Origin of the sequence: Acrocarpospora macrocephala, from assembly GCF_009687865.1 — a bacterium.
Taxonomy (GTDB): Bacteria; Actinomycetota; Actinomycetes; order Streptosporangiales; family Streptosporangiaceae; genus Acrocarpospora; species Acrocarpospora macrocephala.
Genome location: NZ_BLAE01000004.1, coordinates 175,261 through 189,921 on the forward strand (window position 1 = coordinate 175,261; position 14,661 = coordinate 189,921).

The 14,661-nt window shown below is 70.1% G+C and carries 18 protein-coding genes; 8 read left to right on the top strand and 10 right to left on the bottom strand.

Annotated features, from left to right (window positions below; all coding sequences use genetic code 11):
* Nucleotides 1-3: 3 nt before the first annotated feature.
* The 7 genes from Amac_RS02360 to Amac_RS02390 all read right to left on the bottom strand — a co-directional run bounded on the left by Amac_RS02360 (nucleotide 4) and on the right by Amac_RS02390 (nucleotide 5,480).
* Nucleotides 4-951 (bottom strand): VWA domain-containing protein, encoded by a 948-nt coding sequence (locus Amac_RS02360; RefSeq protein WP_155352600.1) that lies wholly within the window; start codon nucleotides 949-951, stop codon nucleotides 4-6.
* Nucleotides 948-1,847: a DUF58 domain-containing protein gene (locus Amac_RS02365; protein ID WP_155352601.1), complete on the bottom strand. Its 900-nt coding sequence runs from the start codon at nucleotides 1,845-1,847 to the stop codon at nucleotides 948-950. Before Amac_RS02365 ends, Amac_RS02360 begins: the two co-directional genes overlap by 4 nt.
* Nucleotides 1,844-2,827, bottom strand: coding sequence for an AAA family ATPase (locus tag Amac_RS02370; protein ID WP_246268029.1), 984 nt, complete (start codon nucleotides 2,825-2,827; stop codon nucleotides 1,844-1,846). The genes Amac_RS02365 and Amac_RS02370 overlap by 4 nt, the downstream gene beginning before the upstream one ends.
* Nucleotides 2,824-2,982: a hypothetical protein gene (locus Amac_RS02375; RefSeq protein ID WP_155352602.1), complete on the bottom strand. Its 159-nt coding sequence runs from the start codon at nucleotides 2,980-2,982 to the stop codon at nucleotides 2,824-2,826. Before Amac_RS02375 ends, Amac_RS02370 begins: the two co-directional genes overlap by 4 nt.
* Nucleotides 2,983-3,166: 184 nt before the next feature.
* On the bottom strand, nucleotides 3,167-3,616 hold the full coding sequence (locus tag Amac_RS02380; protein ID WP_155352603.1) for a hypothetical protein: 450 nt from the start codon (nucleotides 3,614-3,616) through the stop codon (nucleotides 3,167-3,169).
* 118 nt (nucleotides 3,617-3,734) lie between these two features.
* Nucleotides 3,735-5,099 (bottom strand): glycine--tRNA ligase, encoded by a 1,365-nt coding sequence (locus Amac_RS02385; RefSeq protein ID WP_373869798.1) that lies wholly within the window; start codon nucleotides 5,097-5,099, stop codon nucleotides 3,735-3,737.
* A gap of 99 nt (nucleotides 5,100-5,198) precedes the next feature.
* Nucleotides 5,199-5,480: an antibiotic biosynthesis monooxygenase family protein gene (locus Amac_RS02390; RefSeq protein WP_155348259.1), complete on the bottom strand. Its 282-nt coding sequence runs from the start codon at nucleotides 5,478-5,480 to the stop codon at nucleotides 5,199-5,201.
* Between the two features lie 52 nt (nucleotides 5,481-5,532).
* Here Amac_RS02390 and Amac_RS02395 point away from each other — a divergent pair, with 52 nt between their 5' ends.
* The 6 genes from Amac_RS02395 to Amac_RS02420 all read left to right on the top strand — a co-directional run bounded on the left by Amac_RS02395 (nucleotide 5,533) and on the right by Amac_RS02420 (nucleotide 9,809).
* Nucleotides 5,533-5,937, top strand: coding sequence for a DUF6703 family protein (locus tag Amac_RS02395; protein WP_246268031.1), 405 nt, complete (start codon nucleotides 5,533-5,535; stop codon nucleotides 5,935-5,937).
* 81 nt (nucleotides 5,938-6,018) lie between these two features.
* Nucleotides 6,019-6,948: a metal ABC transporter substrate-binding protein gene (locus Amac_RS02400; RefSeq protein WP_246268033.1), complete on the top strand. Its 930-nt coding sequence runs from the start codon at nucleotides 6,019-6,021 to the stop codon at nucleotides 6,946-6,948.
* Nucleotides 6,945-7,796, top strand: coding sequence for a metal ABC transporter ATP-binding protein (locus Amac_RS02405; protein ID WP_155352606.1), 852 nt, complete (start codon nucleotides 6,945-6,947; stop codon nucleotides 7,794-7,796). The genes Amac_RS02400 and Amac_RS02405 overlap by 4 nt, the downstream gene beginning before the upstream one ends.
* Before the next feature lies 1 nt (nucleotide 7,797).
* Nucleotides 7,798-8,631 (top strand): metal ABC transporter permease, encoded by an 834-nt coding sequence (locus tag Amac_RS02410; RefSeq protein ID WP_155352607.1) that lies wholly within the window; start codon nucleotides 7,798-7,800, stop codon nucleotides 8,629-8,631.
* A complete protein-coding gene (locus Amac_RS02415) occupies nucleotides 8,628-9,008 on the top strand; it encodes a Fur family transcriptional regulator (protein WP_155352608.1) in 381 nt (126 codons plus the stop codon). The genes Amac_RS02410 and Amac_RS02415 overlap by 4 nt, the downstream gene beginning before the upstream one ends.
* 276 nt (nucleotides 9,009-9,284) lie before the next feature.
* The gene (locus Amac_RS02420; RefSeq protein ID WP_155352609.1) at nucleotides 9,285-9,809 is read left to right on the top strand and encodes a CGNR zinc finger domain-containing protein; all 525 of its coding nucleotides are present in this window, start codon (nucleotides 9,285-9,287) and stop codon (nucleotides 9,807-9,809) included.
* On the opposite strand, the gene Amac_RS02425 is transcribed toward Amac_RS02420, so the two are convergent.
* Both Amac_RS02425 and recO read right to left on the bottom strand, forming a co-directional pair.
* Nucleotides 9,806-10,576, bottom strand: coding sequence for an isoprenyl transferase (locus Amac_RS02425; RefSeq protein WP_155352610.1), 771 nt, complete (start codon nucleotides 10,574-10,576; stop codon nucleotides 9,806-9,808). The two genes, Amac_RS02420 and Amac_RS02425, sit on opposite strands and share 4 nt — an antisense overlap.
* Before the next feature lie 13 nt (nucleotides 10,577-10,589).
* On the bottom strand, nucleotides 10,590-11,357 hold the full coding sequence (recO, locus tag Amac_RS02430; protein WP_155352611.1) for a DNA repair protein RecO: 768 nt from the start codon (nucleotides 11,355-11,357) through the stop codon (nucleotides 10,590-10,592).
* A 240-nt stretch (nucleotides 11,358-11,597) separates the two neighbouring features.
* Between recO and Amac_RS57145 the strand changes: the two genes are divergently transcribed.
* Together Amac_RS57145 and Amac_RS57150 are read left to right on the top strand one after the other, a co-directional pair.
* Nucleotides 11,598-13,193, top strand: coding sequence for a CDP-alcohol phosphatidyltransferase family protein (locus Amac_RS57145; protein WP_155352612.1), 1,596 nt, complete (start codon nucleotides 11,598-11,600; stop codon nucleotides 13,191-13,193).
* Nucleotides 13,190-13,906: a DUF5941 domain-containing protein gene (locus tag Amac_RS57150; protein ID WP_155352613.1), complete on the top strand. Its 717-nt coding sequence runs from the start codon at nucleotides 13,190-13,192 to the stop codon at nucleotides 13,904-13,906. The genes Amac_RS57145 and Amac_RS57150 overlap by 4 nt, the downstream gene beginning before the upstream one ends.
* Here Amac_RS57150 and Amac_RS02445 read toward each other — a convergent pair.
* A complete protein-coding gene (locus Amac_RS02445) occupies nucleotides 13,903-14,568 on the bottom strand; it encodes a hemerythrin domain-containing protein (RefSeq protein WP_155352614.1) in 666 nt (221 codons plus the stop codon). The two genes, Amac_RS57150 and Amac_RS02445, sit on opposite strands and share 4 nt — an antisense overlap.
* Nucleotides 14,569-14,661 lie beyond the last annotated feature (93 nt).

Below are 14,661 nucleotides of genomic sequence, written 5' to 3' on the forward strand. Positions count from 1 at the left end.
TCTCTAGGGGATGCGGGAGAACCAGAACAAGGATGTTCCGGCCGCGACCACCGCGCCGAGCAGGCCGAGGCCGACGAACCACGGCCACACCTCCTGCCGCTCGACCCGGAACCCGACCGAGCTGCCGATGTCGTCGTAGACGGCCCGCAGCTCGTCGCCGGAGGCGGCCTCATAGAAGCGGCCCCCGGTGGAGTCGGCCAGGTCCTTCAGGGCGGGGCCGTCCACCGGGACCTGGATGGTGCGGCCGTCCATCTGGATCATGCCGCGCGGCGTGCCGTACGCGATGGTGGAGACCGGCACCCGCCGGGTGGTGGCCTCGCCGACGGCCTCGGCGATGGAGCGCCCGGTGGTGATCGAGCCGTCCGAGAGCAGCACCACGTGGGCGGGCGGGGGGTCCGCGCCCGCCTGCGCGTCGATCGTGCTGATCGCGTCGAGGGAGGCGAACACGGCCTCCCCGATGGCGGTGCCCGCGGAGGTGGACAGCCGGTCCACCGCGTCCAGGACGGCCTGCCGGTCGGTGGTGGCCGGGACGGCTATGGACGCGTATTGCGAGAACGCCACCAGACCGAGGTTGAAACGAGGGGGCAGCCCCTCGGCGAACCGGCGCGCGGCCTGCTGGGCGGCCGCGAACCTGGTCGGTTCGACGTCCTCGGCCAGCATGGACGCGGAGACGTCAAAGGCGACGATGACGGTGGCCCGCTCCCGGGGCACCTGGACCTCCGCGGTCGGGCGGGCGAACCCGATGACCAGCAGGACGAGCATGACCGAGAAGGCGGCGGCCGGAACGTGGCGGCGAAATCCCGGCCCTCTGGGGGCGACGCTGGTGAGCAGGTCCAGGTTGGTGAAGCGGACCGCGTACTTGCTGCGGCGCAGCTGCATGACCAGGTAGGCCACGACGATCGCGGCCACCGGAATGAGCAGCAGCAGCCACTGCGGCGCGAGGAAGTTCATCCGGCCCCTCCCGCCAGCCGGGCCAGGCGGCGTTGCAGCAGGATGTGCTGGATCAGGTCGCGCAGCCAGTCCCGGTCGGTGCGCAGGGCCAGATGGGCGGCCCCGGCCCGGCGGATGACGGCGCGGATGCCGCCGCGCTGGGCTTCGGCGGCGGCGGCGTATCGTGCCCGCAGCCGGGCGCTGCCGCTGGCGATCTCCTGCCGGCGCCCGGTCTCCGGGTCCACCAGGGTGATCACGCCGACGTCGGGCAGGGTCAGCTCGCGGGGGTCGGCGACCTCCACGGCCAGCACCTGGTGGCGCACGCCGAGGTGACGCAGCGGGGTCTCCCAGGTCTCGGGAGGGTCCAGGAAGTCGGAGACGACCACGACCAGACCCCGCCGCAGCACGGTCCGGCGCAGCTGGTCCATGGCGAAGCCGATCCTGGGCACGCCCACGCCGTCGCGGGGCAGCGTCATGATCGTGCGCATTAGCGCCATCAGGTGCGGCCGGCCGGTCCTGGCGGGCAGCCGCCGGATCGCGCCGGACTGGAGCACGTGCGCGCCGATCCGGTTGCCGGTGCGCTGCGTGAGGAAGCCCACCGAGGCGACGGCCGCCAGCGCGAGCGCGCGTTTCTCCATCAGGCCGGTGCCGAAGTCCATGCTGGCGGTCGCGTCCAGCAGCACCCACACCTCCAGCTCCCGGTCCGCGACCACGTCCCGGACATGCGGCAGCGCGGTACGTGCGGTGACGTTCCAGTCCATCCGCCGCACGTCGTCCCCCGGCTGGTACGGCCTGGCCTCCGCCGGTTCCGTCCCCGGCCCCGGCAGCAGGCCGAGATGGTCGCCCTGGAGAAGCCCGTCCAGCTTGCGGGTGACGGTGAGTTCGAGCCGCCGCAGCACCTCCTCGGGCGGTCTCACGCCGCGTCCTCCTGCTGGGTGGGCGCGATCTTGGGCTGCGGGATGGTTCTGAGCAGCTGTTCCACCAGATGGCGGGCGGACATGCCCTCGGCCAGCGCGTCGAAGGAGAGCACCAGGCGGTGCGCGATCACGTCCACGGCCAGGTCGGCGACGTCGCCGGGGAGCACGTAGTCGCGGCCGCGCATCAGGGCCAGCGCGCGGGCGGCTGCGACCAGGCCGAGGGTGGCCCGGGGGCTGGCGCCGAAGGCGAGCAGGCGGGTGAGCTCGGGCAGGCCGTACCGGTCTGGGGTTCTGGTGGCGTAGACGAGGCGGACGGTGTATTCGGCGACGGCGTGGTGGACGAAGACGGTCTCGGCGGTGCGCTGCAGGGCGAGCAACTCGTCCGGGCCGAGGACCTGGGCGGCCCGCGGGGGGTCCACGCTCATCCGGTAGAGGATGGCGAGCTCCTCGGACTCGGTCGGGTAGCCGACGTCGATCTTCATCAGGAAGCGGTCCCGCTGGGCCTCCGGCAGCTGGTAGACGCCTTCGGACTCGATCGGGTTCTGGGTGGCGAGCACCAGGAACGGGGTCGGCACCGGGTGGGTGGTGCCGCCGATGCTGACGTGCCGCTCGGCCATCACTTCCAGCAGGGCGGACTGCACCTTCGCCGGGGCCCGGTTGATCTCGTCGGCGAGCACGAAGTTGGCCATCACCGGACCGAGTTCGGTGTCGAAGCTCTCGGTCGAGGGGCGGTAGACGCGGGTGCCGACGATGTCGGAGGGCACCAGGTCGGGTGTGAACTGGATCCGGGCGAACGAGCCCCCCGCCACCGCGGCCAGGGTCTCGGCGGCCAGCGTCTTGGCGATGCCGGGCACCCCTTCGAGCAGGCAGTGGCCGCGGGCCAGGATGGCCACGAGCATGCGCTCGACCATCTTGTCCTGGCCGACGATCACTCTCTTGACCTCGAACAGCGCGCGTTCGAGCCGCTGGGGCTCGCTCACAGTTCGAGGAACGGGCAGTCATCCACCACGAGCAGCAGCTCGGCCTCCGGCCGCGGCGCGGGTTCCGGCCGCGGCGCGGGTTCCGCGTTCGCGGGCCCCGCGGCCACCAGCACGAGCCCCGAGGCGAACGCCGCCGCCATCCAACGAGTAGACATGGGTCCCCTTCCCAAAGCAGCAATCACCCCATGTCAGCAAACCGCCCCGAAAACCCCCATAAATCAGCGTTTTACTTTGTCTTTCGGAATCGATCGGTAACTTTCGGTAGATGACGCCGTTCCAGCGCTACCTCGCCGAAGTAGCCGAGCGTCATCCATTACCCACCCGGTTCGCCCCGCCCGCTCACTCGCCACCGTCGATGCGTTGACCGCCGGTGCCGTCGAACGGGTTGAGAAGTTCGCGGGCGACCTCAGGGTTGCTCCAGGCCAGTGCGGTGGAGGTCCAGGACCGACGGGCTCGTGCGTAGGGCATCAGTTCGCCGGTGTCGGCCCCAGCCAGGAGATGAGCGAGCAACTCGCGGACGCACTGCGGGCGCTCGTTCTCCGGCAGCCAGGTCAGCCAGGGCAGATCTTCGGCCAGTGCTTCCTCGGCGAGTGCCTGGTTGGCGCGGGCCACGATCGTCATGGACCTGGCCAGAGTGAGCAGCGCGCTGCGCGCGGCTTGATAGCGCTCGTCGCGGACCAGCCAGACGTTCTCGGCGTCCCGGCGTTCAAGCAGGACGTCGGCGGCGTCCAGTTCGGGAAAGACTTCGTTGCGCTCGCGGGCCAACGCACTGAACGGGAAGGACTTCATGCTTCCACGATAAGCCAGATGTGCACCACTAGTGCAACACTATTCGCGCACTCTTGCCATGAAGACACGGGTCCGTCCAGGTGGTCTTCAACCCTCCTGGACGGGCCCGTGGGGCGGGCTAGTCGTTCAGGTGCTGGCGCAGGTAGGCCTCGACCTGGTCGAGGCTCACCCGCTGCTGGGCCATCGTGTCGCGCTCCCGGATGGTGACCGCGTGGTCCTCCAGGGTGTCGAAGTCGACCGTGATCGCGAATGGCGTGCCGATCTCGTCCTGGCGGCGGTAGCGGCGGCCGATCGCGCCCGCGTCGTCGAAGTCCACGTTCCAGCGGCGGCGCAGCTGGGCGGCCAGGTCCTTGGCCTTCGGGGAGAGGTCGGCGTTGCGGGACAGCGGCAGCACCGCGACCTTGACCGGGGCGAGCCGGTGGTCCAGGCGCATGACCGTGCGCTCCTCCATCACGCCCTTGGCGTTGGGAGCCTGGTCCACCGTGTACGCGTCGAGCAGGAAGGTGAGCGCCGCCCGGTCCACACCCGCGGCCGGCTCGATGACATACGGCACATACCGCTCGCCGGTCTCTTGCTCGAAGAACGACAGGTCCGCCCCGGAGGCCTTGCCGTGGCTGGTCAGGTCGAAGTCGGTGCGGTTGGCGATGCCCTCAAGCTCGCCCCACTCCGCGCCGGTGAAATTGAACCGGTACTCGATGTCGACCGTGCGCTTGGAGTAGTGGGACAGCTTGTCCTTCGGGTGCTCGTAGAGCCGCAGGTTGTCCTTGGCGATGCCGAGATCGACATACCAGCGCAGCCGCTCGTCGATCCAGTACTGGTGCCACTCCTCGTCGGTGCCCGGCTTGACGAAGAACTCCATCTCCATCTGCTCGAACTCGCGGGTCCTGAAGATGAAGTTGCCCGGGGTGATCTCGTTACGGAAGGACTTGCCCTGCTGGCCGATGCCGAAGGGGATCTTCTTGCGGGCCGACTGCTGCACGTTCAGGTAGTTGATGAAGATGCCCTGCGCGGTCTCCGGGCGCAGGTAGGCCAGGCCCGACTCGTCCTCGACCGGGCCCAGGTAGGTCTTCAGCAGACCGCTGAACTGCTTGGGCTGGGTGAACGCGCCCTTGGTGCCGCAGTTCACGCAGACCAGGTCGGCCAGGCCGTGCTCCGGGGCCTTGCCGTGCTTCTCGATGTAGGCCTCTTCGAGGTGGTCGGCCCGATACCGCTTGTGGCACGACTGGCACTCGGTCAGCGGGTCGGTGAAGGTCTCCACGTGGCCGCTGGCGACCCAGACCTCGCGGGCCAGGATCACGCACGAGTCCAGGCCCACGACGTCGTCACGGCCCTGCACCACGCTCTTCCACCACTCGCGCTTCACGTTGCTCTTCAACTCGACCCCGAGCGGACCGTAGTCCCAGGAAGCGCGCAGTCCGCCATAGATCTCACTCGACGGGTACACGAGCCCGCGGCGCTTGGCGAGACTGACAATGGTTTCCATGACGTCGGTACGACGTGCCATGAGTGCGGCTCCATCCGGCTGGGTGTCGGCGCTGGGATTGATATCCGCCAAGCTTAGGGGAATCCCGCAGTCACCCGCTCAGCCCTTTCCGTACACCTGCTCGTAGCCGCTGGGCTCGTTGATCATGAGGGTCATCAGCGGATACATCGCCATCCTGGCCGCGGACAGGGCACGGCGGTAAAAACCCGCGCCGTCCCACTCGCTGACCAGGGCCCACAGGTTGGGCTCGTCCACCGAGCGGCTCACCTGGCCGCGGACGAATCCGTCCTGGGCGGCGAGCAGATCGAGGATTTCCGCGGCCTGACCGGTGAACTGGTCGGTCTGCGCCTCGGGCACCGAATAGCGGATCACGGCGAGCATGCGCCCCAGCATGCCATCCCCCTGGTGGAGTCGCGGCGTTAGGCTCGTGACCGTGGCCGATACCTCTAAACCCCGCAAATCACCGCACCCGCTGGCCAAGCCCCGGCCGCCGGCCCGCAAGCCCGCGGCCAAGCGTCCGCTGCCGGCGGGGGAACAGTTCTTCACGCCCGGCTCGACCGGGTTCCGCCGGGCGGTCGAGCAGCGCAGCGCGACCGTGCTGGTGTTTCTTCACCAGCTGCCGCGCTGGGTGGTGCCGGTCCTGCTGGTCGTGCTGTTGCTGGTCGGATTCGCGGTGGCGGACTGGCGTGGCGGGCTGGCGGTGCTGCCGGTGTTCGGGTTCGTGGCGTGGCTGGCGTACATGTCCTGGCCGTCCTTGCGGCCGGGCGGGCGGTTGCTTCGGGTGGCACTGGGCACATTTCTCCTGCTAGTGGCACTCACCCGGTTCGGGGTCATCTGACACGGCGGATAAACCGGACAGTTTTGACAACCGTTTTCATTTTCCTTCATACTCGTAAGCGTGATGTCCGGAAATTTGCGCTTGCGTAGTCTCATAGCCGTCGCGGGGACGGCTCTGCTCACCGTGCCCGCCTGCGGGTCCACCGTCGATCGATCTCCTCAATCGGCCCCGGCCGGGGGCAAGCTCCACGTCGCCGCCGCCTTCTATCCACTCCAGTGGCTGTCCCAGCAGGTCGGCGGCACCGACGTGACCGTGGAGGGGCTCACCAAGCCCGGTGTCGAGCCACACGACCTGGAGCTGTCGCCCCGGCAGGTCGCCGACATCCAGAGTTCCGGGCTGATCGTCTACATCAAGGGCGTGCAGCCGGCCGTGGACGAGGCCGTCCAGCAGCACGCCGCCGGCGAGGGCTTCGACGCCGCGACGGTCGTCCCCACCCTCGCGACCGTGGCGCACGAGGAAGAGCACGGGGAAGGAGACGGGCACGCGCACGAGGACATCGGCTACGACCCGCACATCTGGCTTGATCCCCACCGTTTCGCCACCATCGCCACCAAGCTCGGCGAACGGCTCGCCACCGCCGACCCGGCGCACGCGTCCGGCTACCGGGAACGCGCCGCCGCCACCGCCGCGGACCTCACCACGCTGGACAAGGAGTTCCAGCAGGGGCTGACCACCTGCGCCAACCGCGCCATCGTCACCAGCCACACGGCTTTCGGCTATCTGGCCAACCGCTACATGCTCGAACAGATCGGCATCAGCGGCATCGATCCGGACGCCGAGCCCTCGCCGGCCCGCCTGGCCGAGGTGGCCGGGATCGCCAAGCAGAAGAAGGTGACTACCATTTTCACCGAGGAGCTCGTCAGCCCGAAGGTCGCCGAGGTCCTCGCCCAAGAGGTCGGCGCGAAGACGGCGGTGCTCAATCCGCTGGAGAGCCAGCCCGCCAGCGGCGACTACCTGACCGCGATGCGGGGCGACCTCGCCACCCTCCGCACCGCGCTTGGCTGCACATGACCGCACCTGTCGCGCACGACCTGGGAAAGGCGGTGACCGTGCCCGCCACGACGGCCTTCCGGATGACCGCCGGGCGGATCAGCCTGGACGGCCGGGAGATCCTCCGCGGCGTCGACCTCGCCATCGAGGAGGGCGAGGTGGTCGCCGTCCTCGGGGCCAACGGCTCCGGCAAGTCCACCCTGATCCGCGCCCTGCTCGGCCTGATCCCGCTGTCCGGCGGCGCCACCGAGCTGTACGGCGCCGCCCCCGCCCGGTTCCGCCAGTGGTGGCGGATCGGCTACGTGCCGCAGCGCCTCTCGGTCGGCGGCGGCGTGCCCGCGACCGTACGCGAGATCGTGTCCTCCGGCCGGATCTCCCGCCAGAGCCGCTTTCGCCTCACCAGCGCGGCGGACAAGGCGGCGGTCACCCGCGCCCTGCACGAGGTCGGCCTGAGCGACCGGGCCGGGGACCCCGTCCAGGCCCTGTCCGGCGGCCAGCAGCAGCGGGTCCTGATCGCCCGCGCGCTGGCCGGGGAACCGGACGTGTTCGTGCTGGACGAGCCCACGGCCGGGGTGGACGCGGCCAGCCAGCGGCACCTGGCCGACACCCTGGCCGGGCTGATCCAGGGGGGCAGGACCGTGCTGCTGGTGGCGCACGAGCTGGGCCCGCTGGAACCGCTGATCACCCGCGCGGTCGTGCTCAAGGAGGGCTGCGTGGTGCACGACGGCCCGCCCCCGCAGGCCGTCGGCGCGCACGCGCTGCCCGGGCACGACCACGTGCACCCGCACGCCCCCCACCCCGGCGCGGGCGCGCTCTCCGGCTGGTCGGACGCCGCGATCGGCTCGCGCGCCGAGAATCTGGATCTGTGACGTGATAGAGCTGCTGTCCCTGGATTTCATGCGGTACGCGCTGGCCGCCGCCGTACTGGTCGGCCTGACCGCGCCCGCCGTCGGCACCTTCATCGTGCAGCGCCGCCTGGCCCTGCTCGGCGACGGCATCGGCCATGTCGCGCTGACCGGCGTCGCGCTGGGCTTCCTGACCGGGACCGCGCCGGTGCTGACCGCCGTCGTGGTGGCCGCGCTCGGCGCGGTCGCCATCGAGCTGGTCCGGGCCAGGGGCAGGACCAGCGGGGACGTGGCGCTGGCGCTGCTGTTCTACGGCGGCCTGGCCGGCGGCGTGATGTTGATCTACCTGACCCCCGGCGGCAGCACGGCCTCGCTCAACTCCTACCTGTTCGGCGCGATCACCAGCGTGAACGGGCAGGACGTGTGGGTCATCGCCGTGCTGGCCGTGCTGGTGCTGGCCGTGCTGGCGGTCTTCGGCCGCGAGCTGTTCGTGCTCTGCCAGGACGAGGAGGTGGCCCGCTCGGCCGGCCTGCCCACCCGCTTCCTCGGCCTGCTCATCGCCGTGGTGGCGGCCGTCACGGTGGTGGTCGCCATGCGGGTGGTGGGCCTGCTGCTGGTCAGCGCGCTCATGGTGGTCCCGGTGGCCACCAGCCAGCAGCTGACCCGCAGTTTCCGGGCCACCATGGCCCTGGCCATGCTGTTCGGCGTGCTCGCCACGGTGGGCGGGCTGACGTCCTCCTTCTACCTGGACGTGCCGTCCGGCGCGGCGATCGTTTTGCTCGCCCTCGCCGGGTTCGCCGTGGCCCTGGCGGTGGGTAGATTCGTACGGCGAAGCCGTACCCGGGAGTCCATATCATGAGCAGAAGCCGCGACGCGGTGCACGAGATTCTCCGCAGGAGCGAGAGCTTCCGCAGCGCGCAGGACATCTTCACCGAGATGCGGTCGGTCGGCGCGAAGATCGGACTGACCACGGTCTACCGGGCGCTGCAGGCGCTCAACGACGACGGCCGGGTGGACGTGCTGCGCACCGACGACGGCGAGGCCGTCTACCGGGCCTGCGCCAGTGGCGTGCACCACCACCATCTGGTCTGCCGCGCGTGCGGCCGGACCGTGGAGGTGGCCGGGCCTGACGTGGAGCGCTGGGCGGAGGCGATCGGGGCCGAGCACGGATTCGTGGAGATCACGCACACGGTGGAGGTCTTCGGCACCTGCGCCGACTGCTCCGGTCCACGCTGACGGAAGCAGTTCAGGCAAATGCGAGCGAGCGTAGGCGAACGCATGTTTTGATGAGACCAACGTCGCCCAGAGTTGCGGGGAGACGCAAAACGCCCGTGGAGCCGGTGTAAGACCTACGAATGGGTAGGCGGTCGGCGCTGAAGCGGGAACCCCAGAAACGGGGAACGCCGGGGTCGCAAGGCTACGGCTGCCTGATCTGTGCTCGCATTTGGTCACATTTCAGGTAACGGATACGCTTCCTGGACAAGGGAAAACGGGGGGTTGACGGGAGTCGGCATGCCATTCAGTCATGACATGGTGTACTCGCTCGCCACGGCGGTCGATCTGGTCAACACCCCGCCCGCGGACATGGAGGAGCTCGCCGCCTTCGTGCTCCGCCGGAAGGTCAGCGGGGTGGAGTTCCTGAACCCCGGCGATCTGGCCGAGGTGCGTGCGCTGGCGAGCGCTTTCCATGATGTGTTCACCGCCCCGGACGATCCGGTCGCGATCGACCGGCTGAACATGCTGCTCGGGCGGACCCGGATCACGCCCAGGCTGACCCAGCACGACGGGTTCCCGCTGCACGTGCACTACTTCGCGCCCGGGGCCTCGCTGGCCGAGCATCTGGCGGCCGACTGCGGGGTGGCGCTGGCGCACGTGCTGGTCGAAGGTGAGCGGGATCGGCTGCGGACCTGCTCGGCCCCCGACTGCTCGCACGTGTTCGTGGACGAGTCGCGCAACCGGTCCCGCGTCTACTGCGACAGCCGTACCTGCGGGAACCGGATGCACGTGGCCGCGTATCGGGCGCGGCGCAGAGCTTAGACGGCGTTGGGGATGGCGCCGCCGTAGCGGCGGTCGCGCTGGGCGTAGATCTCGCACGCCTGCCAGAGGTCGCGGCGGTCGAAGTCGGGCCAGAGGCGGTTGAGGAAGACCATCTCGGCGTACGCGGTCTGCCAGAGCAGGAAGTTGGAGATGCGCTGCTCCCCGGAGGAGCGGACGAACAGATCGACGTCCGGGATCTCCGGCTCGTCCAGGTAGCGGGAGAACAGCCGCTCGTTCACCCGGCCCGCCTTGACCCGCCCGGCGGCGATGTCACCCGCGAGCCGGACGGCGGCGTCGAGGATCTCGGCCCGGCCGCCGTAGTTGACGCAGAACTGCAGGGTCAGGGTGGTGTTGCGGGTGGTCATGGCCTCGGCGGTCTGCAGCTCGGAGATGACGCTCTTCCACAGCCGCCCGGGCCGGCCGGCCCAGCGCACCCGCACGCCCATCGCGTTCAGCTCGTCGCGCCGCCGCCGGATCACGTCCCGGTTGAAGCCCATCAGGAAGCGCACCTCGTCGGGCGAACGTTTCCAGTTCTCGGTCGAGAACGCGTACGCCGACAGGTACGGAATGCCGAGCTCGATCGCCCCCTCGATGACGTCGAACAGCGAAGCCTCGCCCGCCTCGTGCCCTTTCGTACGGGGCAGGCCACGGGCCTTGGCCCAGCGGCCGTTGCCGTCCATGATGATCGCGACGTGCCGGGGCACGGACTCGCGCGGGATTGCGGGCGCGGTGGCCCCTGACGGATGCGGGGTAGGCGGTCGAACCATGCCCACGAGGGTATTAGCTCCGTGTGGGGTGAATGTGCGCCGCTGGTGCAGACTCGGTGCGTTCGACATGACGAAGCGAGCGGATGCCGTGTTCCAGATGCCACTGGAGGTAGGCGGCCACCAGGCCGCTGCACTCGACCCGGTTGCGGGCGTGCGAGGCGTCGGCGGCCGGCCAGTCCCCGCGCAGTAAAGCGATCATGAGCGCGATCGTCTCCGCCGCCGGCACGGCCGCGCCCGCCGGGCGGCACGCGCCGCAGACCACGCCGCCCGCGACGATCGCGAACGCCCGGACCGCCTCCGCCCCGCAGCGGGCGCACTCGGCCAGCGCCGGGGCGTAACCGGCCACCGCGAGGGAGCGCAGGAAGAACGCGTCCAGCACCAGGCGGGGTTCGTGCGAGCCGTCCACCAGCGTGCGCAGCCCGCCGACCAGCAGCAGGAACTGGCGGAGCGCGGGCTCCTTCTCGCTGGGGGTGAGCCGGTCGGCGGTCTCCAGCATGGCGGTGCCCGCCGTGTAGCGGGGGTAGTCGGCGCCCAGCGCCTCGCCGTACGGCCGGAGGGTCTCGACCTGGGTGACCATGTCCAGCGAGCGGCCGGTGTGCAGCTGCACGTCCACGTGGGTGAAGGGTTCCAGCCGGGCGCCGAACCGGGATTTGGTCTTGCGCACGCCCTTGGCGACGGCTCTGACCTTGCCGGTGCGCTTGGTGAGGATCGTGATGATTCGGTCGGCTTCCCCCAGCTTGTGGGTGCGCAGCACGACGCCCTCGTCACGGTAAAGACTCACCCGCTCATGCTACTCCGGGTCACAAATAGGGAAATTTCGGTAAGAATTGGGGCGCTGCCTGGGGCGGAAAAGTCGTCCCTAGCTTGGACATCGGGTTGACGTGGGGTAAACCTGGGGTGCTACGGCTTAACCGAAAGGTCACTAAGCTTTGGCGCGCTGGCGGGCTTTCCGTATCAGATGGTTGACCGGCCACCTGGTATCCGCCGCCCTGACTGACTGACCCCCGCCTGAAAGGGTGCCATGACCCGCGTGGTCCTGCTGGGCTCCTCGCCCGGCCCGATCGGTTCCGAGGCCGGCGCGCCGCCCGTCCCCCCCACGGACCTGCCGCTGCCGTCGCTGCCCGGCGCCCCCACCGTGTACGGCAGGCTGCTCCAGCAGCTCGCCTCCCTCGACCCCGAGCCCGTCACGATCGCCAGGCCCGCCGACGCGGCGGCGTTCCGCGTCCAGCCGGCGCGGGTGGCCGAGAGCGCCGACGTGGCCGGTGACCTGCGCGCCCTGGCCGACGCGGTGGAGGGATCCACCGACAACGTGCTGATCCTGCCCGCCAACGCGCTGCTGCACGACGAGCTGATCTACCAGCTGACCAAGGCCAAGCGCGGCGCGATCGCGCTGATCCTGCGCGAGGAGCGGGACGAGAACGCGCCAGAGCCGCCCCCGATCGAGGAGGCCGAGCCCGAGATCGGCACGGCCGTGCTGGAAGGGCTGCCGCAGCGCACCCGGGCCGGGCGCGGCCGGGTGATCTCGGTGGGCACCGCCCACCACGCGGTCACCCGCCCGAACGCGGCCCTGCTCGGGCCCATCCACGTGCAGCAGAAGCACGTGGCGACGCTGGCCGAGGTGGCCCGCGAGCTCGCCGACCTGGTCCACCTGGTGGGCCCGGAGGACGTTAAGGATAAGGACGACGTCACCGAGCTGCTCGTGTTCGGCCTGGTCCGGCGCGGCGTCTCGGTCGGCGTGCGGGGCCGCCGCGACCTGTTCTACCGCCGCCTGCACGATCCCGCCGAGGCGGTGGCCGCGCTCGCCGAGATGGCCACATTCAACGAGGACCGGGCCCGGCTGGACAACGCGGTCAAGGGCGCCGACGGCTTCTTCACCACGTTCTTCGTCAGCACCTACTCGCGCTTCCTGGCCCGCTGGGCGGCCCGCCGGGGTCTGACCCCCAACCAGGTCACGCTGATCTCGATCTTCACGGGCCTGCTGGCCGCGGGCGCGTTCGCGACCGGCACCCGGCCCGGCTACGTGGCCGGCGGCGTGCTCATCTACTTCGCGTTCGTCTTCGACTGCGTGGACGGCCAGGTCGCCCGCTACGCCCGCCAGTTCGGCGTGCTCGGCGCCTGGCTGGACGCGACCTTCGACCGGTTCAAGGAGTATGCCTGCTTCGTCGGCCTGGCCATCGGCGCAACCGTGTCCGGCCAGTTCGGCGACGGTGAGGGCGTGTGGACGCTGGCCCTGGTGGCGCTGGCGCTCCAGTCGGTCAAGCACCTGCTGGACTTCTCCTTCGGGGCCGCCAACCGGCGCAAGCCGCCGGTGCCGCTGCCCACCCTGGAGCTGACGGCGGCCGACGACCGGCCGCTGCGCGAGGCGCTGGAGACCCGCAAGCTCAACCGCAGCGGCGGCGTGCACGCCATGCTCCGGTTCTGGGCCAGGGCCGGGCGGTTCCGCCCGATGCACTGGGCCCGCAAGATGATCGTCTTCCCGATCGGCGAGCGGTTCGCCGCCATCGCCCTGGTCACCGCGTTCTTCGACCCCCGGGTGACGTTCCTCACCCTGATCGTCTGGGGCGGCGTCGCGGCCACCTACACCCTGACCGGACGTCTCCTGAGGTCGCTCGCATGATCACGCACCCGCAGCAGGTCACCCCGCTCCCCGACCCGGACGAGGAGCGCCGCCGGATCCAGACCGAGCGGCTGCTCGCCTACCGCGACGACGGACCGCTGGTCGCCGTCCTGAAGAACCGCCTCGGGCCCGGCCTGCCGCCGGTTCCGGCGACCCTGGCGGCCCTGCTCGCGATCATCGCGCTGGCGGTCGCCGGCGTGCTCACCGAGGGCCCGATCCTGCTGGTCCCGGCGCTGGTGCTGGTGGCGCTGGTGGTGCCGACCGCGCCCCGGGACCATCTGGGCCGCTTCGACTGGCTGACCCCGCCGCTGCTGCGTGGCGCGGAGTTCCTCACCATCATCCTGCTCGGCCTGGCCGAGCAGACGCCCAAGTGGCTGCTCTTCGTGCTGATCTACATCGTGGGCTACCACACCTACGACACCGTCTACCGGACCAGGCAGAGCATCTGGCCGCCCGCCTGGATCTTCCAGGCGGGTCTCGGCTGGGAGGTCCGGCTGCTGGTGATCGGGGCCGGGGCCGCGTTCGGGCAGCTGACCTGGGTGGCCGGGCTGCTCACCGCGTATCTGGTGGTGCTGTTCTCGGTGGAGAGCGTGACCAGCTGGGTGCGGCTGGACAAGGCGTCCGCGCTGGACAAGGCCTCCGCCGACCAGGACCTGGAGGCCAGCCCGGAGGAGGCCATGGAAGCCGCGACCGGCGACGCCGAACAGGGTTAGTCTCGGATGAGTTTGATCTGCTTGGCGTAGACGCGCTTGCCGACCAGGTTCCAGATCAGCTTGACCATGACGGGCTTGTCGGCCATGAAGTGGGCGTACTCCTCCGGGGTGATCTCCTCCAGGATGGCGCCCAGGGAGATCAGCTTCTTGGTCGCGGAGTCGTTGGCCATCTCGCGGAACGCCTGCTCGCCCAGGGCGTTCCACTCGGCGACCGTGATGTGCTCGGAGATCAGCGGCAGGATGCGCTCCTCCTCCTCGCCCAGGTGCTCCACCAGCGCGTCGCGGTGCCTGCCGAGTTCGGCGATGATCTGGTCGCGCAGGTGGAGGGCGGCGGTGCGCTCCCATTCGGGTAGCAGGGCGGCGATCCGCTCCATCGTGTCGGCCACGACCTCGTGCTGGGCCTCCATCCGCAGCACCAGTTCGGCCTCCAGGTCGACCCGGGCCAGCAGCTTGGGCCAGAGCAGGTTGTCCTCGTTGGTGTGGTGGTGGTGCAGTCCCTCGGCGTACGCGCGGTAGTAGTCGGCGACCACCTTGGCGCGCGCGACATCCCCGGCGGCGACCCGGCCGACGACCTGCGGCAGCAGCCGGGACTCGCGCCGGAACACCCGGTGGATGATCACCATTTCCTGGACGTACGGACGGTCTTGGGTGGCGGTGGACATTTCTGAGCTCCCTTGTCGGTCTGTGTGCCGATAAATCTCCACCTGCCGTCTTGAAGCCCACTTGGGACGGTCTTGGGATCGAGGCAGTACTAC

What these genes read in the sequence shown, in the direction of transcription:
- Amac_RS02360 (WP_155352600.1), bottom strand. Translation starts at nt 951, where the DNA reads ATGAACTTCCTCGCGCCGCAGTGGCTGCTGCTGCTCATTCCGGTGGCC.
- Amac_RS02375 (WP_155352602.1), bottom strand. Translation starts at nt 2,982, where the DNA reads ATGTCTACTCGTTGGATGGCGGCGGCGTTCGCCTCGGGGCTCGTGCTG.
- Amac_RS02380 (WP_155352603.1), bottom strand. Translation starts at nt 3,616, where the DNA reads ATGAAGTCCTTCCCGTTCAGTGCGTTGGCCCGCGAGCGCAACGAAGTC.
- Amac_RS02385 (WP_373869798.1), bottom strand. Translation starts at nt 5,099, where the DNA reads ATGGAAACCATTGTCAGTCTCGCCAAGCGCCGCGGGCTCGTGTACCCG.
- Amac_RS02390 (WP_155348259.1), bottom strand. Translation starts at nt 5,480, where the DNA reads ATGCTCGCCGTGATCCGCTATTCGGTGCCCGAGGCGCAGACCGACCAG.
- Amac_RS02405 (WP_155352606.1), top strand. Translation starts at nt 6,945, where the DNA reads ATGACCGCACCTGTCGCGCACGACCTGGGAAAGGCGGTGACCGTGCCC.
- Amac_RS02415 (WP_155352608.1), top strand. Translation starts at nt 8,628, where the DNA reads ATGAGCAGAAGCCGCGACGCGGTGCACGAGATTCTCCGCAGGAGCGAG.
- Amac_RS02420 (WP_155352609.1), top strand. Translation starts at nt 9,285, where the DNA reads ATGCCATTCAGTCATGACATGGTGTACTCGCTCGCCACGGCGGTCGAT.
- Amac_RS02425 (WP_155352610.1), bottom strand. Translation starts at nt 10,576, where the DNA reads ATGGTTCGACCGCCTACCCCGCATCCGTCAGGGGCCACCGCGCCCGCA.
- Amac_RS57145 (WP_155352612.1), top strand. Translation starts at nt 11,598, where the DNA reads ATGACCCGCGTGGTCCTGCTGGGCTCCTCGCCCGGCCCGATCGGTTCC.
- Amac_RS57150 (WP_155352613.1), top strand. Translation starts at nt 13,190, where the DNA reads ATGATCACGCACCCGCAGCAGGTCACCCCGCTCCCCGACCCGGACGAG.
- Amac_RS02445 (WP_155352614.1), bottom strand. Translation starts at nt 14,568, where the DNA reads ATGTCCACCGCCACCCAAGACCGTCCGTACGTCCAGGAAATGGTGATC.